The organism is Stenotrophomonas sp. CCNWLW57 (genome assembly GCF_037203925.1).
Lineage (GTDB): Bacteria > Pseudomonadota > Gammaproteobacteria > Xanthomonadales > Xanthomonadaceae > Stenotrophomonas > Stenotrophomonas rhizophila_A.
Window position 1 is genome coordinate 239,414 of record NZ_JBBCBJ010000006.1, and the last position, 21,152, is coordinate 260,565.

At 66.6% G+C, this 21,152-nt stretch carries 16 protein-coding genes; 9 read left to right on the forward strand and 7 right to left on the reverse strand.

The window, feature by feature from the left end; translation table 11 throughout:
- Positions 1-9: 9 nt before the first annotated feature.
- Complete coding sequence (locus tag V9K91_RS15780; RefSeq protein ID WP_095362412.1) at positions 10-366, reverse strand: hypothetical protein; 357 nt, start codon at positions 364-366, stop codon at positions 10-12.
- 165 nt (positions 367-531) lie between these two features.
- On the opposite strand from V9K91_RS15780, the gene V9K91_RS15785 reads away from it, so the two are divergent.
- The gene (locus V9K91_RS15785; RefSeq protein WP_095362629.1) at positions 532-1,371 is read left to right on the forward strand and encodes a PhzF family phenazine biosynthesis protein; all 840 of its coding nucleotides are present in this window, start codon (positions 532-534) and stop codon (positions 1,369-1,371) included.
- 4 nt (positions 1,372-1,375) lie between these two features.
- Here V9K91_RS15785 and V9K91_RS15790 read toward each other — a convergent pair whose 3' ends face one another.
- Together V9K91_RS15790 and V9K91_RS15795 are read right to left on the reverse strand one after the other, a co-directional pair.
- Positions 1,376-5,137: a LamG-like jellyroll fold domain-containing protein gene (locus tag V9K91_RS15790; protein WP_336443653.1), complete on the reverse strand. Its 3,762-nt coding sequence runs from the start codon at positions 5,135-5,137 to the stop codon at positions 1,376-1,378.
- A 259-nt stretch (positions 5,138-5,396) separates the two neighbouring features.
- Complete coding sequence (locus V9K91_RS15795; protein ID WP_249833406.1) at positions 5,397-8,156, reverse strand: TonB-dependent receptor; 2,760 nt, start codon at positions 8,154-8,156, stop codon at positions 5,397-5,399.
- A gap of 268 nt (positions 8,157-8,424) precedes the next feature.
- On the opposite strand from V9K91_RS15795, the gene V9K91_RS15800 reads away from it, so the two are divergent.
- Genes V9K91_RS15800 through V9K91_RS15810 form a run of 3 tightly spaced genes read left to right on the forward strand, consistent with a single transcriptional unit; the run spans position 8,425 to position 10,461 of the window.
- Positions 8,425-9,447: a sugar kinase gene (locus V9K91_RS15800; protein WP_176472573.1), complete on the forward strand. Its 1,023-nt coding sequence runs from the start codon at positions 8,425-8,427 to the stop codon at positions 9,445-9,447.
- Complete coding sequence (gene eda, locus V9K91_RS15805) at positions 9,434-10,072, forward strand: bifunctional 4-hydroxy-2-oxoglutarate aldolase/2-dehydro-3-deoxy-phosphogluconate aldolase (protein WP_068848083.1); 639 nt, start codon at positions 9,434-9,436, stop codon at positions 10,070-10,072. The genes V9K91_RS15800 and eda overlap by 14 nt, the downstream gene beginning before the upstream one ends.
- Positions 10,073-10,077: 5 nt before the next feature.
- The gene (locus V9K91_RS15810; RefSeq protein WP_095362409.1) at positions 10,078-10,461 is read left to right on the forward strand and encodes a hypothetical protein; all 384 of its coding nucleotides are present in this window, start codon (positions 10,078-10,080) and stop codon (positions 10,459-10,461) included.
- 14 nt (positions 10,462-10,475) lie between these two features.
- On the opposite strand, the gene ligD is transcribed toward V9K91_RS15810, so the two are convergent.
- The 3 genes from ligD to V9K91_RS15825 all read right to left on the reverse strand — a co-directional run bounded on the left by ligD (position 10,476) and on the right by V9K91_RS15825 (position 14,488).
- A complete protein-coding gene (gene ligD / locus V9K91_RS15815) occupies positions 10,476-13,031 on the reverse strand; it encodes a DNA ligase D (RefSeq protein WP_336443606.1) in 2,556 nt (851 codons plus the stop codon).
- Between the two features lie 5 nt (positions 13,032-13,036).
- The gene (locus V9K91_RS15820; RefSeq protein ID WP_093535409.1) at positions 13,037-13,993 is read right to left on the reverse strand and encodes a Ku protein; all 957 of its coding nucleotides are present in this window, start codon (positions 13,991-13,993) and stop codon (positions 13,037-13,039) included.
- 96 nt (positions 13,994-14,089) lie between these two features.
- The gene (locus V9K91_RS15825) at positions 14,090-14,488 is read right to left on the reverse strand and encodes a hypothetical protein (RefSeq protein WP_068848077.1); all 399 of its coding nucleotides are present in this window, start codon (positions 14,486-14,488) and stop codon (positions 14,090-14,092) included.
- Positions 14,489-14,642: 154 nt separating this feature from the next.
- Here V9K91_RS15825 and V9K91_RS15830 point away from each other — a divergent pair, with 154 nt between their 5' ends.
- A complete protein-coding gene (locus V9K91_RS15830; RefSeq protein WP_184126341.1) occupies positions 14,643-14,984 on the forward strand; it encodes a hypothetical protein in 342 nt (113 codons plus the stop codon).
- 21 nt (positions 14,985-15,005) lie between these two features.
- On the opposite strand, the gene V9K91_RS15835 is transcribed toward V9K91_RS15830, so the two are convergent.
- Positions 15,006-17,141, reverse strand: coding sequence for a TonB-dependent receptor (locus V9K91_RS15835; protein ID WP_336443605.1), 2,136 nt, complete (start codon positions 17,139-17,141; stop codon positions 15,006-15,008).
- A gap of 149 nt (positions 17,142-17,290) precedes the next feature.
- Here V9K91_RS15835 and V9K91_RS15840 point away from each other — a divergent pair, with 149 nt between their 5' ends.
- The 4 genes from V9K91_RS15840 (at position 17,291) to V9K91_RS15855 (ending at position 21,114) form a co-directional block, all read left to right on the forward strand.
- The gene (locus tag V9K91_RS15840; RefSeq protein ID WP_095362627.1) at positions 17,291-18,493 is read left to right on the forward strand and encodes an amino acid aminotransferase; all 1,203 of its coding nucleotides are present in this window, start codon (positions 17,291-17,293) and stop codon (positions 18,491-18,493) included.
- A 155-nt stretch (positions 18,494-18,648) separates the two neighbouring features.
- Positions 18,649-19,662: a class 1 fructose-bisphosphatase gene (locus V9K91_RS15845; RefSeq protein WP_095362405.1), complete on the forward strand. Its 1,014-nt coding sequence runs from the start codon at positions 18,649-18,651 to the stop codon at positions 19,660-19,662.
- A 101-nt stretch (positions 19,663-19,763) separates the two neighbouring features.
- The gene (locus tag V9K91_RS15850; RefSeq protein WP_068848069.1) at positions 19,764-20,474 is read left to right on the forward strand and encodes a 2OG-Fe(II) oxygenase; all 711 of its coding nucleotides are present in this window, start codon (positions 19,764-19,766) and stop codon (positions 20,472-20,474) included.
- A gap of 319 nt (positions 20,475-20,793) precedes the next feature.
- A complete protein-coding gene (locus V9K91_RS15855; protein WP_249833403.1) occupies positions 20,794-21,114 on the forward strand; it encodes a SymE family type I addiction module toxin in 321 nt (106 codons plus the stop codon).
- The last annotated feature ends 38 nt before the right edge of the window (positions 21,115-21,152 follow it).

Sequence of the window (21,152 nt, forward strand, 5' to 3'; positions counted from 1 at the left end):
AAGCCGCAGTCATGCGGGATGGATGCACCACACCGCTTCTTCGCCTTTGCTGAACCGGGTGAGGGAGAAACGGGCACCAACGTAGACCTCGGTGCATCTGGCGCCCTCGGGCAACTTCAACCGCCAGTTCGGCAGCGACACCCGCGCTGTGGGAAACCCTACGTGGAGTGCCCAGAACACGCCCGCGGCGTAGGCGATGACCAGTTGCACCCGGCCCGTACCATCGCGGACTTCAACGTGGTCCACACCGCCGTCCTCGTACTCCCGCACCCGCCAACCGTGGGTTGCGCCAGAAACGTCAGGCTGTGGGCGCGGACGTGCTTCGGTCAGCAGCGCCTTGTCGATGGCGGCGACGCTCGTGTTCATAGGTGCATCCCCAAGAAGTAAGGCGCTGTGCATCGGCGTGTCGATGACGACTAGATGCTATCTGCGGCCATTGGGGTGGTGCGTTGAAAAAGATCCTAGATTTGATGCAGGGTTCACCGCCAAGATGCCCGCATGTCGCCACATCCCGCCAAGGAACCGCTGCCCATGACGTCCCACCCCTTCCTCCAGGTCAACGTCTTCAGCACCGATCCGCTGCTGGGCAATCCGCTGGCCGTGGTGCTTGATGCCGATGGGTTGAGCGATGCGCGCATGGCCGCCTTTGCGCGGTGGACCAACCTGAGCGAGACCACGTTCGTATCGAAGCCGAACGACCCGCGTGCCGATTACCGCGTGCGGATCTTCACCACGCTGGGCGAGCTGCCGTTCGCCGGGCATCCCACGCTGGGCAGTTGCCATGCGTGGCTGGCCAATGGCGGCGTGCCGCGTGGCGGGGAAATCGTGCAGGAGTGCGGGATCGGGTTGGTGCGGATCCGCCGCGATGCGGCCGGGTTGGCGTTCGAGGCGCCGCCATTGCGGCGGGAGGGGCCGTTGGACCCGTCGTTGCGCGAGCGGGTGCGGGTGGGATTGGGGGTGGCCGTGGATGAACTGGTAGATGCGCAATGGGTGGACAACGGCCCGCCGTGGTTGGCGTTGCGATTGCGCAGCCGTGCGGCCGTGTTGGCGGTGCGCCCCGATTACGCGGCGTTGGATGGGCTGATGGTAGGCGTGTTCGCGGCGTGTGGCGAAGGCGACGCGGTGGATGCACAGTTTGAATCGCGTGCGTTCATTGCCGGCGAGGCCGCACCAGAGGATCCGGTGACCGGCAGCCTCAATGCGGGTATCGCGCGGTGGTTGCTACGGGAGACTGCGGCGCCGGACCGGTATGTAATCAGCCAGGGCACGGTGATGGGTCGCGCCGGACGCGTGCAGGTGGAATGGGTGGGGGACGCGCTGTGGATCGGGGGTGCCTGCGTGACGTGTATCGAGGGGGCGGTGACGTTGTAGGCGGTCACTCGACCGCCACCACGTTGTTGAGCTGGGTCACTTCGGCGCCGCCATCGCCCAACATCACCCGCACCTTCAGCCCGCTGCGGTTACCCGCAGACAGCGGCAATGCCACCGTGGTGGTCTTCGGCACCAGATCGGTGGGCGCTGCCATTGCCGGAATTTCGGTCCGCGCCAGCTCACGCCCGTCCGCATCTTCCAGCACCGCCGTCCCCAACGGCGTGCCCACATGCCCCAGGCTGTGCACGGTCACGTGCACCTGGCGGCCATCCACGCGCACGTCGCCACGGCCTACCGCCAGGTCGGGCCGCTGTTCCACCGGCGTGCCCGCCTGGATCAGCTCGAACTCCACCACCTGCGCCTGCCCCGGCGCGAACCGCAGTGGCACGGACGCGCTGCGCTCCAGCGTCACCTCGCGCACGTCGGCCCTGCCGTCGATCCGGTCATCCCCGTCGCGGTCGACCCCGCTGGTCATCCGCCAGGTCCCGGCGGTGACATTCCACGTGCTCATCTGCGCATCCACCGCGCGCTTGCCGGTGTTGTAGGCAATCACCTTGAAGCGCTCGGTGGACGGTGCATGCACCAGCAGCGCCACCTGTTCGGCTGCATCGGGCTGGGCGAAACGCCAGCTCACCGTGTGGCCCGGCCAGCTCTGGTTGCGCTTGAGCGCGATACCGCCCAGGCGGGCGCGCTGCAGGAACTCGCTCGGTGCTTCGACGCGGTCGGACCACCAGTGGCCTTCAGTGTTCATGTACTCGCGCTGCGCCTTGGCCTGGATGCCATCGGCGTGCAGCGCCTCCAGGTACTTCTTGTCACCAGTGGCCTGCCACGCCATCAGGCTGGAGAACCCGGTGTTGCCTGCATCGGCATCGGCGACCAGGCCGGGGTTCCACTCCGCGCCCTTGCCCAGCACCTCGACGAAGTTTTCGCCCAGGTTGGCCAGTGCGCCAGGGCCCCCCCGCTGCACGCGGTAGTCCAGCGCCTTCAGGTACTTGTCGTCGCCGGTCCAGCGCCACGCCGCCCAGAAGGTGTGCATCACATCGCCGCCGCCGGAGCCGTTGTTGAGCTCACCGCCGCGCACCTTGCCGGTGGCCCAGTTGATCTCGTTGGGCAGCGCCCAGCGGCCCTTGTCGTCGGTGTAGGCGTGGGCCAGGTAGCTGTCGGCCAGTCCGGTGACCAGCTTGCGGCCGGTCGGGTCGGCGTTGTACTGGCCCATCAGGAAGGCCGGGTGCAGCGCCGGGAACGAGTATGGCTTCTGCCACTGCCAGTTCGGCTCGCGGTAGACCTTGTTGCCGCCGAACCAGTTGCTGGAGAACAGCAGGTGGCCCTGCGGGTTGGGCAGGATGATGCGCTCGTCGAACGCCTTCACCGTTTCCATCAGGCGCTCCACCGTGAGCGGGTCGCCCCAGTTGAGGTAGAGCATGGCGCTGTTGGCGTTGATGCCTTCCTCGTAGGCGTGCAGCTCGTCGGTTTCGATGGTGCTCAGGCCATTGGAGAACATGCCGTTGCGGTACACCGCGTCGGACAGGGCGGTGAGCGAGCGGTTGAGCCGGTCCGGCTCCACGCCCATCAGCGCCAGGCCCGGCCACTGCTGGGTCAGGTCGGTGTCGTCGGAGATGCCGCCACCGAAATCGCCGTAGGGGATCTGGCGGTTGTCGATCCACCAGTCCACGAAGCGGCGCACGAACTTCAGGTCTTCGGTCTGGCGGAACGCCCACAGCGGCACGCCCTTGGGCGCATCGGGCTGCGTGAACGGCGGTTTGCCCTGGCTGTTGTAGCTGATGTAGTTCCAGTACAGCCGCCCCAGTTCGTGGTCCGGGTCGACCCGCAGCAGGTCGGTCAGGTCCGCGTACACGCGCGCATACAGGCGCTGGCGCTTGGAGGTGGTGTGCTCTTCGACCAGGAAGCCCCAGTTGTCGCGGGCCTGGTTGAAGCGGTCGGCTACATGTTCCTTTTTCGCTTCGGCGCGATCCTTGTACACCATGCGGATTTCCGCGCCGTCCAGCGAGCCGGCGTTGAATCCGGGCGCACCGGAAGCGATGCTGATCCACAGGCTGTTGGCGGTGAGGATGCGGTCGCGCAGGTCCAGCCACAGCGTGCGCTTCTCGTTCGGCTTCACCGACACCGACACGTCGATCATGTCGCGCGCCGGCCAGATCGGGTCCTTGATGCGGATGTTGAGCGGAATGAGCCCGTCCTTCGCCGCCGGCAGGTCCAGCGCAGGCAGGTCGATGGCCACGCCGTCCAGGCCGTCATGCATGTTTTCCCAGCTGTGCGCCCAGCTGCGGATCAACGGCTGTGCAGCGGGGGCGTCGCCCACGCCGGAAGGAATCAGCACGTGCACGATCGGCAGTGGGTTGGCCGGCAGCGTATCGGCCGCACGCCGCCGCGAACCTGCGCCCTTGGGCAGGGCCATCACGGTGCTGCGTTCGGCCGCCGGATAGCGGCCGCCGATGTAGTCGCGCAGCGCGGTGATGTTGAGGTAGTCCGGCCGTGCCTTGCTGTCGATCAAGTAACGCTGCTTGACGGTGCCGGTCGGCTCGGCCGCGTCGCTGACCTGGTAGGCCCAGATTTCCTGGATGGGGGTTTCCTGCGCGGTGTTGCGGAAGTGCAGCACCCCGCCGGTCTGCGCCGGAATTGGGTCGACGCTGCGCACCACGCCCTGCGGGCGCTGCAGCAGCGGTGTGGCCGCCGTGCTGCCCGCGCTGTGACTGAGCGCGCCAAAGGCCGCGCCGCGCACCTCGATGCGGTTGACGGTCTCACCGTCAGGCAGGGTCAGGTCCAGCTGCTGCCCGCCTTCCACGTAGGTGTTCCAGTCGGGCAGCTGGAAATAGTCGTTGCGACCGGGCAGGCGCGAGCGGTTGTACACGCCCGGCCAGGTGGTCTCGGCGATGCCATCGGTGGCCTTCCACATCCACTGCTTGTGGTCTTTGGTGTCGGCGAACTCGATCTTGCGGATGCTGGTGCTGGGCGCGGTCAGCGCGGGCGGTGCCGCCGTGTCCCAGCCGAAGCGATGGTTCCAGGCGCGCATCGCATTGCCATCGGCAACGGCGGAGGCCGGCGCCCTGTTCGCGGCAAGCGCGGCCATGCCTGTCGGGTCCAGCAGGCGGTCGTAGACGCGTATTTCGTCGACATCGCTGCCGCGCAGGAAGTTGTAGCGGCTCTGCACTTGGTACGGCGCCATCACCCTGCCGGCCAGGCCGAGCTGATCCAGGGCGGCATCGTAATCGGCGGTGGTTTCCTGACGGGCGACCTCTTTGCCGTCCACGTACAGGCGCACGCCGTGGTTCTCGTCCCAGCCGAAGGCGATGTGCTGCCACTGCTGTGGCGACGGAAGGGCATCCAGTTTGAACGACACGCGGGTGCGTGCCAGGTTGGCGTCGGTCACGAAGGCATCGAAGCCGTGCCCGTTCCAGTCGATGCGCAGCCAGGCCATGTCCCAGCTGCTGTGGTCGGCATAGCCGACCCGGAAAATCACGAACGGCGCTTCACCCACCGCGTAGCGGGGGCGCCAGAAGAAACCCAGGGTGCCGCGTTGTGCCTGGATGTTGCCGGGGGCATTCCAGGACAGCACGCCGTCGTCTTCCCACTGGATGGCCGCACCGTGCGCGCCATCGGGCACGCGTTTGACCTTGTCCTGGAAGTTCGGAACCGCGTCGCCTTGCGCGGTGTCGGCGGTAAAGCCGCTGTCGGCCGAGACATGGAACAGCAGCTGCGGCGCGCCCTGTGCCCAGGCGCCGGCACTGCCTCCCAGCAGCAGCAACATCAGGCTGGCGGAAAGGCGGGTACGGCGGGGCGAACGGACAACGTGCAGCGGCATGGCAGGTTCCTTTCGACAACTCAGCAGTACGGCAGTGGCGTTGGAGAGCGGCACAACGCAGTGCACGTGCGCTGCGTGCAGGCGCGCGGACATCCCCGCCGCACGCCTGCACGCAGTACACGCTAGCAAAGCAGCGGTTCCCCAACATCTTGCGTCGCAGCAGCGGCGGCGTGCACGTGCACGCCGCCGCCGGCTCTGCGATGGATCAGAACTTGTAGCGCGCGCCCAGCATGAACTGCCGGCCGGTTTCGGTGTACTGAAGCGGCAGGCGACCGGTGGCCGGCGAGTACACCCACTCGTCGCTGGCTTCGTTGGTCAGGTTCATGCCTTCCAGGCTCAGCTCCAGCTTGTCGCTGATCGCGTAGCGGATCGAGGCGTCGATGAAGGTGGTGCCGGTCATGCCGTGGGTACCGTCCACGTTGAAGCCTGCTTCGGTGCCCGGCACCTGGGTCAGGTAATCGTCGCGGTTGGTGGCCGAAACGCGGCCGGAGAACACCTTGCCTTCGTAGAACAGCGTGGCGTTCCAGCTCGACTTGGACAGACCGGTCAGGTCGGCCTTCATCACCGGCTGGCCGCTGGAGTTGATGTACTGGATCTGCGATTCAACCCAGGTGTAGTTCAACTGGATGCCCAGGTTGGACCAGTTGCCCGGCAGGAAGGTGAAGGGCTGGGTGTAGTTCGCTTCCACACCGTGCAGCTCGCCACCGGGGGTGTTGACCGGCTTGGTGTAGGTGAAGTCATCGGCCGGCGACGCACCGGTACCGATCAGCAGCTCGGCCGGCAGGCCGCTGGCGCTGTACGGCGCCACTTCGCGGGTGGTCTGCACGAAGCTTTCGATGTCCTTGTAGAACAGGCCGATACCGGCCATGGCGCCTTCGCTGAAGTACCACTCGAAGCCCAGGTCCACGTTGGTGGCCCGGATCGGGTCCAGGTTCGGGTTGCCGCTGGAGATCGTGCGCGCACCGCCGGCCACGGCCACCGTGGCGCCCGGAGTCAGGCTGCCCAGGCCCGGGCGGCTCATCACCTTGGCCGCACCCAGGCGGATCAGGAAGTCCGGCGCCACTTCGGCCACCACGTTGAACGAAGGCAGGGTGTCGTCGTAGCTGCGGTCCACCGTGGTGGACACGGTGCCGGTGGCCAGCGTGGAAAGACCGGTGGAGCTCTGCTTGGTCTTGACGTAGCGCACACCGAAGTTACCGGAGAACGGAATGCTGCCCAGGTCGGTGGAGAACTCGCCCATCAGGTAGCCGCCGCGGTCTTCCTCATCCACGCTGCGCACGTTGTTGGCGCGCGGGGCGACGGCGAAGGTGCCCGAGTTGCTGTAGATGTTGAACTGGTCGGCGATGGCGTCCAGGTTCGGCACGACCCACTGGTCCGGCGTACCGGTGATGCCCTTCAGGCCGGCCTGCTGGGTCATGTCCACCGGCACGATCTTGGTGCCGTTGGGGAAGTTGGGCACGGCCAGTTCGCTGGCGCGGCGCAGTTCCACGGTGCTGAAGGTGTAGTTCTTGGCCAGGATGCCGCCCTTCAGGCGGAAGCCGGGGCTGATGTTCCAGTTGAAATCGACCTGGCCGGTGTCGAAGTCATTGTCGACGTACTGCGGGCGCAGGCGGATTTCCGCCAGTTCCCAGCCCGCCGGGTTGGTCGGGTCGATGCCGTAGTTCAGCTTCGGGAACCGGCTGTTGCCCCGGTAGTCGTAGCTGTAACCATCCACATCGTACTTGTCCATGATGATGGTGGTCTGGATCGGGTTCTCGTGCTTTGAGCGCGAGATGCCGACTTTGCCGGACAAGGTGAAGTCATCGCCGAAGCGGTGCTGGCCGTTCAATGCGATCTGCTTGAACTCGGTGCTCCACTCGTCGTGGCGGTTTTCGGTGCGGATGTCGACGTTGTCGAATTCGCCGTAGACCAGCGCGTTGTTCTCGATCACGCCATCCTTGACGATCATGTTCGGCTTGCCGACCAGGCGCGGGGTGCTGCTGGTGCCGCGGCTGAAGGAAATGGCTTCGATGTAGTGCTCGTCGCGCTCGGCGTCGATCTTCGAGTACAGCGCATCCAGCGAGATTTCAGTGGCGTCGGTCGGCTTCCACTGCAGGGTGCCGGTCACGCCCAGGCGCTTCTGCTCGTGTTCCATCTGCACGTAGCGCGGGAAGCGCGGGTGGTAGACGTTGGCCGAACGCGCGGCGGCGAACGGCGAAGTCGCGCTGAAGTTGCCGTTGCTCGGGCCGTTGGCCCAGCGGCCGGTGTTGGAACCTTCTTCCAGCGCCTGGCGCTCGGAATAGGCCACCGACAGCAGGCCCCCGAAGGTGCCATCGGCCCAGGTGTTGGAGATCAGCGCGGCGACGCGCGGGTCGGCCTTCTCGGCCATGGCGTTGTAGCTGGCCTGGCCGCTGGCGGCGAAGGTGTAGCCGTCATAATCGAACGGACGCGCGGTGCGCAGGTCGACCGTGGCGCCCAGCGAGCCTTCTTCCACGTCGGCCGACGCGGTCTTGCGCACGATCAGCTGCGAGAACAGGTCCGAGGCGAACACGTTGAAGTCGAAGCCACGGCCGCGGTTGGTGCCGCCGCTCTGGTCGCCCGCGCCTACCGTGGTCAGCGCTTCCATGCCGTTGATGCGGACGCGGGTGAAATCCGGGCCCAGGCCGCGCACCGAGATGTTGCGGCCTTCACCGGCTTCACGGGTGATGACCACGCCCGGGACGCGCTGTAGCGACTCGGCCAGGTTCAGATCGGGGAACTTGCCGATATCCTCGGCAACGATGGCGTCGACCACGCCCGATTCGCTGCGCTTGATGTCCAGCGCCTTCTCGACGCTGGCGCGGTAGCCGGTGACGGTGACGGTGTCCAGGTCGGTGGCCGCGGCCGGGGCAGGATCCTGCGCCAAGGTGGTACCGCTCAGCGCCAGGCCGATGGACAGGGCGAGCAAGGTAACCGGTGTCTTTTTATGGATGTTTCGATATTGCATGTTTTCCCTCTCCCAAGGTGCTACATGAAACAGCTATCCGGCGACATGTCAGTGCAATGACACCGCTGGTCAGGGCGGACGTTAACAGTCCGTTGGGGATCGGGCATCTTGCACCGCAACAGACTTTCAATGTCCCGTAGACGCTTGCGGGACATAGGTTCCGACAAACTGGGTAGGTGGACGAAGGCCACCGCCCCGCTAGAATGACACCGCTAGCCATTACTGTCCGGGCCCTGACCCGCAGGTCATGCCCACCACGAAGGGATCCATCGCCATGAGTCGTGTTGTCTGTTTCGGGGAGTTGTTGCTGCGCATGAGCGCGCCGGGCCGTGAGCTGCTGCTGCAGACGCCGCAGCTGGCCGTGCATGCCGGCGGCGCGGAGGCCAACGTGGGGGTTTCGCTGGCCCACTTCGGGCACACCGTGCAGATGGTCAGCACGCTCCCGGCCAACCCGCTGGGCCAGTTCGTGGCCGGAGAACTGCGAAAGCATGGCGTGGGCACCTCCACTGTGCAGACCCGTCCCGGCCGCATGGGACTGTACTTCCTCACCACCGGGGCGGTGCAACGCGCCAGCGAAGTGGTCTACGACCGCGTGGACTCTGCCTTCTCGCTGGGCTCGGCGGCGGACTACGACTGGGATGCGTTGCTGCGCGGCGCGCAGTGGCTGCACCTGTCCGGGGTGAGCCCGGCACTGAACCCGGCGATGGCCGAGGCGACCCTGGTCGCAGCGCGCGCGGCGTGCGAGCGGGGGGTCAAGGTCTCCTTCGACGGCAACTTCCGCCCGTCGCTGTGGGCGCGCTGGGAAGGCGATGCACCGCGCATCCTGCGCGAGCTGTTCGGTTGCGCCACGGTGGCGTTTGCCGACTACCGCGATATCGGCGTGGTGTTGGGCGGGCAGTTCGAGCAGCCCGCGCTGGCCGACCGCGTGGACGCCGCTGCGATACAGGCCTTCGCCGCCTTCCCGCGCCTGCAGTGGATGGCATGCACGCAGCGCACACCGGTCAGCGTGGATCACCACACGCTCGGCGCGATGCTGCTGGGCCGCGACGGCACCCGCGCGGTGGCGCCGGCGCGCGAATTGATCGGCATCGTCGACCGCATTGGCGGCGGCGATGCATTCGCTGCCGGCATCCTGCATGGCATGATGCAAGGGTTCGAACCGGACGTGATCGTGCGTTTCGGCCTGGCCGCGGCCAGCCTGAAGCATTCCATCCCCGGTGATTTCAACCCCGTCAGTGAAGCTGACGTACTGGCCCTGACGGGCGAGGAGCGATTCGATGTCCGGCGCTGATCCACGCGTACGCGCAGTCCTGAAACTGGCCCCGGTGATTCCGGTGTACACCCCTGAAAGCGTGGACGAGGCGGTGCATGTCGCCCAGGCGCTGTTCAACGGCGGGCTGCCGGTGATCGAGGTGACCCTGCGTACCGCCATTGCGATGGAGGCGATCCAGGCGATGGTGGAAGCCGTGCCCGATGCGGTGGTCGGTGCCGGTACCGTGCTGACCGCCACCCAGATGGAGCGGGTCAAGGCCGCAGGTGGCCGCTTTGCGGTGGCGCCCGGTGCGACCGAACGGCTGTACGCCGCCGCACGCGATACCGACCTGCCGTTCCTGCCGGGCGTGGCCACCTCGTCCGAGCTGATGCTGGGGCTGGAGCACGGGCTGGATACGTTCAAGTTCTTCCCCGCCGTGCAGGCCGGTGGCACGGCAATGCTGTCGGCTTGGAACGGCCCGTTCGGCGATGTGCGGTTCTGCCCGACCGGCGGAATCAGCGCGCAGACCGCGCGCGACTTCCTGCACCTGCCCAATGTGCTGTGCGTCGGTGGCTCATGGCTGACCACGCGGGCGCTGCTGCAGGCGCGCGATTGGGCGGGGATCGAGGAACTGGCGCGGGCGTCGGCAGCGCTGGTGGGCTGAGCTCGATGTCCGCACTGTCCACCGCGAAGACCGTAGTGCTCTCGGTGCTCTGCGTCGTGGTGGCGCTGTTCGTGCTGGGCATGGTGAGCGGTGCCGGTGGATGGATCGCGCCCTGGCTGGGGTTGGGCGAGGGCGAGGTGCGGCTGGCGTGGGACCTGGGCTGGACGATCCTGGGTGGCATTGCCGCTACGGCATTTGCTGCGCGCTATGCGCCGATGTGGCCGTACGCACATGGCGGCGTGGTGTGGGTATTGATTGCCGCCGCGTCGGTGTTTGCCGCGTGGGACCTGGGCAGCGATTACCCGTTCTGGTTCGTGGTGACGTTGTTGGTGTCGTTGCCGGTACAGGCGATTGGAATCTGGTTGGGGGCGCGGTATCGGACTCGGTGAGTCCGCGCGCCCGATCACAGCGTAGGCAACACCTGCTTGACCTGATCGATTCCTTCCCAGGGATCTTTCTTCAGCTTCTGCGCACGCTGCAGCGCCTTGGGCAACGCAAACGCATCGGCGGCGGTGACACGTCCCAGCTCTTCCCAGCGCAGCGGCACTGCCACGCCGGCTGATGGCCTGGCACGCAGCGACCACGAACACACGCTTGTGGCGCCGCGCGCATTGCGCAGCCAATCAATGAAGATCACGCCGGTGCGCTTGGCCTTGCTCATCGTGGCCACGTAGCGATCCGGTGCGTGCTCGGCCATCGCCTGGGCGAACGACTCGCAGAAATCCTTGGCCTGCGCCCAATCCGCCTTGGGCGTGAGTGGCACCACCACGTGCACGCCCTTGCCGCCGGACAGGCGTACGAAGCTTTCCAACCCGATATCCTGCAGGCGGTCGCGCACATCGCGTGCTGCGGCCTTGATCGCCGCCCAGGTCACGCCCTCACCGGGATCCAGGTCGAACACCAACCGGTCCGGATGCTCGGGGTCGTCCACGCTGGCGCCCCACGGGTGCAGTTCCAGGGTGTTCATCTGCACCAGCTGCAGCAGGCCTTCGGTGTCTTCGATATAGAGGTAGTCCTCGCGGCCGCTCTTCTGCTCCAGCGGGATGGCTTCCACCGCGTCGCCCAGGCCGGTGCCGTGGTGCTTCTGGAAGAAACACTGCTTGTCCACGCCATCGGGGCAGCGCAGCAGTGACAGCGGGCGGCGGGCGACCTCGGGCAGGATCCAGCGCGCCATCTGCCGGTAATAGTCGGCGACGTCGCCCTTGGTCAGCCTGGCTTTGGCGAACACCACACGTTCGGGGTGCGAGATGTTCACGCCGTCGGCGGCGCGATCGGGCGCTTTCGCCTTTGCGGGTGCCTTCGTCGCCTTCGCGGCCTTGGCAGGTACCGCACTGGCAGCCGCACCCAGCTCCTTGGCCGTCTTGTCTTCGCGCAGGCGCTTGAAGCTGGCCTGCCGCAGCAGCCCTTCCTTGGCCCAGCCACGGAAGGCGACTTCGGCCACCAACGTGGGTTTGACCCAATGCACGCTGCTCGCCTTGAACGGCACGTGCGAAGGCAGTTCCACGGCGGCCTTGTCGGTATCCAATGCCTTCAGCTGGCGGTGCATGGCAGCCAGCTTGGCATCATCGAAGCCGGTACCCACGCGGCCCACGTAACGCAGGCCGCTTTTTTCGGGCACAGCCATCAACAGTGAGCCGAAGCCACTGCGTGATCCCTTGGGGTCGGTGTATCCCACCACCAGGAACTCATCGGTGTTCTCGTGCTTCACCTTCACCCAGCTGGGCGAGCGCGCGTTGACGTACGGCGCATCCACCCGCTTGCTGATGATGCCTTCGAAGCCGGCCTTGCCGCTTGCCTCGAAAACCGCCGGGCCGTGATCGAGCACGTGGTCGCTGTATGCCAGTGTGCCGGGCGTGTCACCCAGCAGATCCTTCAGCAGTGTCTTGCGTTCCAGCAGCGGCGCGCGGCTGATATCCACACCGGCCACGCCGGGCATGTCGAACACCACGTAGCGCAGCGGCTGCCTGGCGGTGCCGTCAATCACTTTCTGCAGGCCGGTGAAATCGCTGCGGCCCTGCGCATCCAGCACCACCAGCTCGCCATCCAGGCGCAGGTCGGTGACCGGCAGTGCCTGAATGGCCTGCACCACTTCCGGGAAGTCTTCCGTCCAGTTCAAGCCGTTGCGCGAGCGCAGCGCCACCACGCCATCGCGCACATCGGCCAGCAGGCGGTAGCCATCCCACTTGATCTCGTGCAGCCAGGTTTCGCCGTCGGGTGCAGTGTCGCGGTGATCGGTGAGCTGGGGTTTGAAGTCGTGGGGATAGGGCTTGTCGCCTGCATGCTGCAGCGACAGCGCGCGTTTTGCCCAGCGCGCGTCGGCATTGCGGCGTGCAACCGGTTTGATCGTCCTTGTCGTCCTGGAAGAGCGGCTGGAGCTTGTCTTTGTGGTCGTGGTGGACTTGATGGTCTTTACGGTCTTCGTAGACGTTCGCTTCGGTGGCACAGCTTCCTCCAGCATCGCGTCCGCGTCGGTATTGCGCGCCTCTTCGTCATCACGCTTGATCAGCAGCCACTGATGCTGCTTCCCTTTCATGTTGGTGCGCACCAGCTTCCAGCCGCCCTTGAGCCGGCTCCCATGCAGCACGAGTTCGACTTTGCCGGCGGCGATCGCCTCCAGCGGGTCGCCATCACAGGCCCACGTGCCGTGGTCGTAGACATCCACATGCCCGGCGCCGTAGTGGCCTTCGGGAATATCGCCCTCGAACGTGGCGTAGGACAGCGGGTGGTCTTCCACCTCCACCGCCAGCCGCTTCTCGCCCACGCGTAGCGACGGTCCCTTCGGCACGGCCCAGCTCTTCAGCACGCCATCGGCTTCCAGCCGGAAATCGTAGTGACGGGCACTGGCGTGATGCAGCTGCACCACGAAGATGGGTCGGGGCGCGACGGCGCCCCGGCGCTCGTCGTCGGGTTCGGGGGTTTCACCGAAGCGGCGCTTGCGCCGGTACTCCTGCAACGACATGGCGCTTACCCGGCCTTGCGCGTCGGCGCGCTCTTGGCAGTCTTCTTCGTCGCCTTCGTGGCTTTGGTTGCCTTGGTTGCCGCCTTGGTGGTCTTGGCTGCCTTCTTCGCAGGTGCCGCCTTCTTCACCACTTTCGACACCGCCGTCTTCTTGGCCGGGGTGCGCTTCTTCGCATCCAGGCTCTTCTGCAGCAGCGACATGAAGTCCACCACGTTGGTGGTGGCGTCATGCGGCGCGGCCGGCTCGTCTTCCACGGTGGTGGTGCCGCCCTTCTGCTTGATGCGCTTGGTCAGCACTGCCTGCAGGCGTTCGCGGAATTCGTCGTGGTAGTCGTCCGGCTTCCATTCACCGGACATCGATTCGATCAGCTGCTCGGCCATCGCCGTTTCCTTGCTGCTGATCCGGTAGTCGGCCAGCGAGCCGGTAGGCAGCTTGTGTTCTTCAGGATCCACCAGCTCCTGCGGGTAGCGCAGGATGAGCAGCACCAGCGCATGCTCGTGCGGCATCACCGCGCACAGGTATTCGCGGGTGCGCACCACCACGCGGGCAATGCCCACCTTGCCGGTGCTGCGCAGGGTTTCGCGCAGCAGCACGTAGCCCTTCTCGGCCTTTTTGCCCGGTACCAGCAGGTAGGGCTTTTCGAAGTAGCGCGGGTCGATCTGGCTGGCGTCGACGAAGCTTTCCACTTCCACGGTTTCGTGGCTTTCCGGCGCGGCCGATTTGATATCGGCCTCATCCAGCACGACATAACTGCCCTTGTCGTATTCGTAAGCCTTGACGATGTCCTTCCATGGCACTTCTTCGCCGGTATCGGCGTTGACCCGCTCGAAGCGGATCGGCTTGCGGTCGCGTGAATCGAGCATGCGGAAGCTGAGGTCGGTCTTGCGCTCGCCCGACATCAGCGACACCGGCACATTCAGCAGCCCGAATGACAGGGTTCCAGTCCAGATCGGTCGGGCCATGGCGGCGCCACTCCAGTGCAAGGCGGGAGGCCAGCTGTACCGCGCAGGGCGTGAAACGCCCGTGTCCGGCCCGTAAAGGCCGGCTGCACGCGCCGCTTACTGCAGCTGGCCGTGCACTGCGGCGGCGGGCATGTGGTCCAGCGCCATCCAGGCGTCTTCGACAATGGCGCGCGCCTGCTGCCAGCCCAGCCGTGACTGGCCGCGCATCTGTTCCCAGTGCTCGGCAAGCTCGCCGTCGGTGTCGTCGTCGCTGCCACGCGGCCAGTCTGCGTAGTGGGTGGTCAGCGCAAAGGCATACGCCGGGTAAAGATCCTTCCAGCTGCGCCTTCCCTGACTGCGGCGGCGTTCGTAATCGCTGCGCATGTACTGCAGGTAGTCCTGCGCCACGGCCTCCGGCTCTTCGGCGCGCGGACGACGGCCGCGGCGCGCGTTCCGGTCCGGCTGCAGGTAGGCGTTGAACAGCGCGGGTGCGGTGCGGCGATCCAGGCGGGGCATGGCACGTCTCCGGCGGGGGTGGGGGTTGGCAGGAATAGCCCCGCCGCCGTTATCCAGCCGTGACAGATCCGTTGAGATCGGCGCGCTGCGCTTCACGTCGGCCTCCCCTCGGAGGTGCGTACAGTCCAGCCAACCCTCCACGGAGACCACCACCATGCAACGCGATCCCCTACGCGAAGCCACCGCCCCGGTACCGGGCGAACAGCGCGCCAAGCACGACCTGCAGAACGAAGAAGACCGCGGCGCCGGCATGTCGCCGTCCGAAGCGCCCGAGCACATGCGCACCGGCATCGACCCGGTCCACGCCGGTGAGGTACACCCCTCCCGCGACCGCAAGGACCCGGCCGCCGCGCCGCACCCGGGCGGGGATGAGCATGAGCACCATCGCGCCGCGCGCAAGGCGCACGAGAGCGACAACCAGGACGAGGCGTTGGAGGAGACGTTCCCCGCCAGTGACCCTACGTCGCCGTTCGTGCCGGCCAAGATCCCCAAGTGAATGGGGCAGGGTGGGCGTGGATCATTGCCACGCCCACTGCACGCCCACGCTGTAGCGTCGGTCCGGCCCCGGTTCGAAGAACCGCTGGTTGCCGTCGTTGACGATCACCGAGCCGATGTAGCGCTGGTCCAGCACGTTGTCCACCCTCGCGAACACCCGCAGCGCGCCCTGCGCGGTGGTCCACCTGCGGGCCGCTTCCAGATTGAACAGGGCATACCCCGGCGCCTGGTCGGTGGCCAGGTCGTTCACCACCGTATCGCTTGAGGCCACCACCTCGCCCGCCCACTGCCACGCGCCGGGCTGGTACTGCAGCCGCCCGAACCACTGCTGCTCCGGCACGCCGGGCAGCCGTGAGCCGGCCGCCACCACCGTGTTGGGGACGGCGCAGCCCGTGCCCGCGCACACCAGATACGGCTCGCGCACCGTGGCTTCTACGTAGGTATAGGCCAGGCTGGCCTCCAGCGCTGCGGTGATCGGCAGCTGCAGGCTGGCTTCCACGCCCTGCCGGCGGGTCTTGCCGATGTTGCGGTAGGTGCTGCGCCCGTTGGTGTTGCTGGCCACGGCCAGCTCGTCATCGGTATCGGCGCGGAACACCGCTGCATCGAAGGACGCGTCACCGGCACCGCGCCACTTTCCGCCCAGCTCCAGGTTCCGGCTGCGCGCGGCCGAGAGGTTCAGCGCCAACCCGGCCGCGCCATCTGACCGGTAGCCCAGTTCGTTGAAGGTGGGCGTTTCAAACCCGCGTCCGGCCGAGGCATACACCCGCCAGGCATCGCTGGCGTGGAACACCACCCCGGCCACCGGCGTGGTGGCCGAGTAGTCGCGCTCGCCGCTGTCGTCCGGGTTGCGCGCGGTGACGTAGTGGTCGTTGGAGCGGAACCGCACCTCGCTGTGGCGCACGCCCAGCAGCAGCGACCAGCGCGGCGCCCACTGCCAGAACGCCTGCGCGAACTGGTCCACGTTGCGCACCCGGTCGGCCTGGTCGCGCCGCAGTGCGCCGCGCACACCCAGCGTATCCCCGACGAAATTCTCATAACCGCGTCGATCCTGCTGCTGCTGGTCGGCATTGGCGCCGATCACCACTTCCAGCGGCCGCCCGGCCCAGTCGCCCTGCCAGGCCCAGCGCAGGTCCAGCCCGCCATAGCCGCCGTCCAGGTCGATCACCCCGCCGGCATGCAGCGGGTTGGCCTGCGGCCCCGGCGGAATGGCCAGGAACTGCTCCACGCTGCGCTGCCCGGCATAGCCCATCGCGCGCCAGGTCTGGGCCCCTCGGGTGCGGGTGAACACCAGCCCAGCCTGCGCCTGGCGCACGGATTTTCGGGTGTTGTACTGGGTGGCCACCGCCGTGGCCTGGCGCGGGTCCTGCCGCACCTGCTCGCGGGTGAGGCCCAGCGGGTCCTGCGCGTCGGGGGAATCGAAGTAGTTCAGCACCAGGTCCAGCTCGCCGCCGCCCACGTCGGTGCCCAGCCGCGCGTTCACCGATTCGCGGCGCGCTGCGCTGTGCTCGCGCCAGCCATCGGTGCGGAAGTGGTTGGCCGCCACGTTGTAGCGCACCGGGCCCTGCTCGCCGCGCAGCTGCGCCCCGGCGCTGAGCGTGCCGTCGCTGCCGCCGGCCACCCGCAGCCGCCAGGGATCGCCGGCCTGGCCATCGGCGCTCCACACCTGCACCACGCCGCCGGACGAGTTGCCGTACAGCGCCGAGAACGGCCCGCGCAGCACCTCCACGCGCTGGGCGGAAAGCATGCTGGCGTGCGAGAGCTGACCCTGCCCATCGGGCATGGTGGCCGGCACCCCGTCCACCAGCACCCGCACCCCGCGCACCCCGAAGGTGGAACGCGCGCCGAAGCCACGGATGGAAAGCTGGGTGTCCTGGGCCAGGTTCTGGCGGTCGCGCGCGACCACGCCGGGCACCCCGCTCAATGCGTCAGCGATCTGGGCCAGGGTGCCGTTGGCATCGTCATCCAGCCACACCGTGCTGAGCGAGGCCGGCAGATCCACGTCGGCCACCTGCTGGCCCCGTGCGGCCTGCACCTGAACCGTGGGCAGCCGCTCGATCGGGGCAGCGGAAACCGGGGCAGCCTGGGCCTGTGCCAGGTTCGGCAGGGCGGTGGCCGAAAGCAGCGCACAGCAGCGGGCCAGCGGGGTAAGACGGAACATACGCAGAGGGGAATCTCCAAAAAATGAGCACCGCACGACAGGGTACGGTCCCAAGCGTGACGGCGGCCGCCGCGCCCACGCCGAGGCTTTGTTACGATGAGGTAGTTTCGCGCCAACCTCCCCCATCCGTCATCCGAATGAGTACCGCCGTGTCCTTCTTTGCAAATGTGGAACTGGTCCCGGGCGACCCGATCCTGGGCCTGACCGAGGCATACAACGCCGACAGCCGCCCCACCAAGGTCAACCTGGGCGTGGGCATCTATTACGACGAAAGCGGCCGCATTCCGCTGCTTCGCGCCGTGAAGCAGATCGAGCAGCAGCTGGCTGGCGAAGCCAAACCGCGCGGCTACCTGCCGATCGACGGCCTGCCTGCCTACACCCAGGCCACCCGCGAACTGGTCTTCGGCAAAGATTCGCCGCTGCTGGCCGCCGGCCGCGTGGCCACCTCGCAGACCATCGGTGGCAGCGGTGCCCTGCGCGTGGGCGCGGACCTGCTGCACCGCCTGCTGCCGCACGCCACCATCGCCATCAGCAACCCGAGCTGGGAAAACCATCGCGCGGTGTTCGGCGCGGCCGGCTTTGAAGTGGTCGAGTACGCCTACTTCGACCCGGCAACCCACGGCGTGGATTTCGCCGGCATGCTGGCTGACCTGAACAAGCTGCAGCCGGGCACCGTGGTGCTGCTGCACGCCTGCTGCCACAACCCCACCGGCGCCGACCTCACCGTGGCCCAGTGGAAGCAGGTGGCCGAGCTGCTGAAGGAACGCCAGCTGTTCCCGTTCATCGACATGGCCTACCAAGGCTTCGACAAGGGCATCGACGAAGATGGCGCCGCCGTGCGCATCATCGCCGAGGCCGGCATCGACAGCTTCGTGGTCGCCAACTCGTACTCCAAGTCGTTCTCGCTGTATGGCGAACGCGTGGGCGCGCTGTCGGTGGTGGCCCCGGATGCGAACGCCGCCAAGGCCGTGCAGTCGCAGGTCAAGCGCATCATCCGCACCATCTACTCCAGCCCCTCCACCCACGGCGCCGCCCTGGTGGCCGGCGTGCTGACCAGCCCCGAGCTGCGCCAGCTGTGGGAGCAGGAACTGACCGAGATGCGCGAGCGCATCCACGCCCTGCGCCACGGCTTGGTGGACAAGCTGGTGGCTGCCGGTGCACCGGAGTTCGCCTTCATCAACGACCAGGCCGGCATGTTCTCATATTCGGGCCTGAGCCGCGCACAGGTGGACCGCCTGCGCGACGAGTACGGCATCTACGCCGTCGGCACCGGCCGCATCTGCGTGGCCGCGCTGAACCAGGGCAACCTGGAATACGTGGCCAAGGCCGTGTCGACCGTCGCCAGGGGCTGAGCTGCTGCAACGGTGAAATGAAGGACGGCCGCCACGTGCGGCCGTTTTTCTTTTCGTGCAGCCAGGTTGAAACCGGTTACGTGTCCCGGTTGCCTCGTAATGCCCTGCCGAACGGGCCACAATACGGCCCCCGAAATGTCTTTGGCAGCCATTCCATGTCCCGTACGTCGCTTACCCGGTACCTGATTGAAGAGCAGCACGCAGGCCGCATCAATGCCGACCTGCGCCAGCTCATCGCAGTGGTTGGCCGCGCCTGCACCAACATCTCCATCGCGGTCAGCAAGGGCGCGCTTGGCGGCGTGCTCGGGGACGCCGGTACCGGCAACGTCCAGGGCGAGGCGCAGAAGAAGCTCGACGTGATCAGCAACGAGATCCTGCTCGAGGCCAACGCCTGGGGCGGCCACCTGGCGGCCTGTGCCTCCGAGGAAATGGATCACTGCCAGCCCGTGCCGGACACCTACCCGCGCGGCGACTTCCTGCTGCTGTTCGATCCCCTCGATGGCAGCTCCAACATCGACGTGAACGTCTCGGTCGGTACCATTTTCTCGGTGCTGCGCAGCCCGGCGGGCACCGAACAGCCCACCGACGAGAGCTTCCTGCAGCCGGGCACCGCCCAGATCGCGGCGGGCTACTGCATCTACGGCCCCAGCACGCAGATGGTGCTCACCACCGGCCACGGCACCCATTCGTTCACCCTGGACCGTGAAACCGGCGAATTCGTGCTCACCCAGCGTGACATGCGCATTCCAGAGGACACCCAGGAATTCGCCATCAACATGTCCAACCAGCGCCATTGGGAAGCCCCGATGCAGGGCTACGTGCAGGACCTGCTGGCCGGCAAGGAAGGCGCGCGCGGCAAGAACTTCAACATGCGCTGGATCGCCAGCATGGTGGCCGACGTGCACCGCATCCTTACCCGCGGCGGCATCTTCATCTACCCGTGGGACAAGAAGGACCCCAGCAAGGCCGGCAAGCTGCGCCTGATGTACGAAGCCAACCCCATGGGTCTGCTGGTGGAACAGGCCGGCGGCGCCGCCACCACCGGCCGCGAGCGCATCCTGGACATCCAGCCCGACCACCTGCACCAGCGCGTGCCGGTGTTCCTCGGCTCACGCAACGAAGTGGCCGAAGCCACCCGCTACCACCGCGAGCACGACGCCCGGGCCTGACGTAGCGCGACCCTTTGTGACCCCGTTCCCAATCATGGCAACGGGGTGACACCTGCACCAACACAGGTCACCATCGGGCTGAAACGCCCACGGATGACCCCATGCCGGCCGATACCCCGCTCGACTTCATCGAAGTAATCCACAACGCCATCCCCGTTGAGACCTGCGCCGCCATACAGGCCCAGATGCGCGCCAGCGCACAGTTGAAGCCCGGCGAAGTAGGCAGCGGCGTGTTCCCGGAACTCAAGCACAGCAAGGATCTGCGCATAAGTGGGCGTCCCGAGTGGCGCCAGGTGGAAATCCAGCTGCAACAAGCAGTATTCAGCGGGGTTTTGACTTATCTACGCCGTTATCCACAGGCGCTGATCTCCCCGCTGATGTTGCAGGTTCAAGACAACGATGGCACCGCGCGCCGCCTGAAGGCTGAAGATTTCCCCGGCATGGACGACAACGCGCTGTCCGAACTGGCCCGTACCTGCCTGCGCCCGGGCGCCATCAACCTGCAGTGGTACGCGGCGGGCGAGGGCGGTTACCCCTATTGGCACTGCGAGCTTTACCCGCGCGACCCCGGTGCGGAGACCCTGCACCGGCACCTGCTGTGGACGCTGTACCTCAACGACGAGTTCGACGCCGGCGAAACCGAGTTCCTGTTCCAGGACCGGAAGATCGCCCCGCGCACCGGCAGCCTGCTGATTGCGCCTACCGCATTCACCCACACCCACCGGGGCAACCGCCCGCAGGGCGGGGACAAGTTCATTGCGACAAGCTGGATCCTGTTCCAGAGCGCGGAGAAGCTTTACGGGGGTGGGTGAGATGCGTGGGCTGGTTCACACAGAAACACCAATCGGAATGCTGCAACGGGCTGCACGCGTCATCAGTAGGCTGTGCCTACTGAAATCGAAAATTCAACAGAAACAATCGTTTTGTGTTGCGCAGCCGACGTCTGCATGGTGGGTGCCGGAGCTCAAAAACTCCGCATAACCGAAAATAGTGGATGCCCCATGTCGGGAGGGTGGTTAATACAAGACCCTTTACGGGGGAATACGCCCGCCGTCTGGTTATGCACGGTTTTTGACCTCCCGACGCCCTCGCCCTCACCGGCGGGGGCCATTCCCCGTTTGGAGGCAAACCATGAAGAGCGACCCGGCCCAGCCGACTGAAGACCACCGCGTCCCGCGCGAGCGGTGGATGCAGTACAGCCAGATCAACAACGTACGTGCGGTTCCGCAGATCTCCGAGCGCGACCGCGACCATTTTGGCCCCGTTCCCTTTGTGATGCTGCGCGGCACCTGGCTGCGTAAGTTCGGCTTTGAAGTGGGTGTCCATATCAGGATTGAAGTGGTCCACGGCCAGATCACCGTCAGGCCGCTGTGGAACGACGGCCAGTTCGAAGGCCAGGGCACTGCGGCAGACAAGCCCATCACGTGGCGCGCGCAAGTAAAGGACCGCTGAGGACCGAGGCTGGGCGGCCCCCCACGCAGCGCCATGTA

Bases quoted from the DNA above. Each gene is read 5' to 3' on its own strand.
- V9K91_RS15780 (WP_095362412.1), bottom strand. From the start codon at position 366: ATGAACACGAGCGTCGCCGCCATCGACAAGGCGCTGCTGACCGAAGCA.
- V9K91_RS15810 (WP_095362409.1), top strand. From the start codon at position 10,078: ATGTCCGCACTGTCCACCGCGAAGACCGTAGTGCTCTCGGTGCTCTGC.
- V9K91_RS15855 (WP_249833403.1), top strand. From the start codon at position 20,794: ATGAAGAGCGACCCGGCCCAGCCGACTGAAGACCACCGCGTCCCGCGC.
- V9K91_RS15820 (WP_093535409.1), bottom strand. From the start codon at position 13,993: ATGGCCCGACCGATCTGGACTGGAACCCTGTCATTCGGGCTGCTGAAT.
- V9K91_RS15790 (WP_336443653.1), bottom strand. From the start codon at position 5,137: ATGTTGCTGCTGCTGGGAGGCAGTGCCGGCGCCTGGGCACAGGGCGCG.
- eda (WP_068848083.1), top strand. From the start codon at position 9,434: ATGTCCGGCGCTGATCCACGCGTACGCGCAGTCCTGAAACTGGCCCCG.
- ligD (WP_336443606.1), bottom strand. From the start codon at position 13,031: ATGTCGTTGCAGGAGTACCGGCGCAAGCGCCGCTTCGGTGAAACCCCC.
- V9K91_RS15825 (WP_068848077.1), bottom strand. From the start codon at position 14,488: ATGCCCCGCCTGGATCGCCGCACCGCACCCGCGCTGTTCAACGCCTAC.
- V9K91_RS15830 (WP_184126341.1), top strand. From the start codon at position 14,643: ATGCAACGCGATCCCCTACGCGAAGCCACCGCCCCGGTACCGGGCGAA.
- V9K91_RS15835 (WP_336443605.1), bottom strand. From the start codon at position 17,141: ATGTTCCGTCTTACCCCGCTGGCCCGCTGCTGTGCGCTGCTTTCGGCC.
- V9K91_RS15785 (WP_095362629.1), top strand. From the start codon at position 532: ATGACGTCCCACCCCTTCCTCCAGGTCAACGTCTTCAGCACCGATCCG.
- V9K91_RS15795 (WP_249833406.1), bottom strand. From the start codon at position 8,156: ATGCAATATCGAAACATCCATAAAAAGACACCGGTTACCTTGCTCGCC.
- V9K91_RS15850 (WP_068848069.1), top strand. From the start codon at position 19,764: ATGCCGGCCGATACCCCGCTCGACTTCATCGAAGTAATCCACAACGCC.
- V9K91_RS15845 (WP_095362405.1), top strand. From the start codon at position 18,649: ATGTCCCGTACGTCGCTTACCCGGTACCTGATTGAAGAGCAGCACGCA.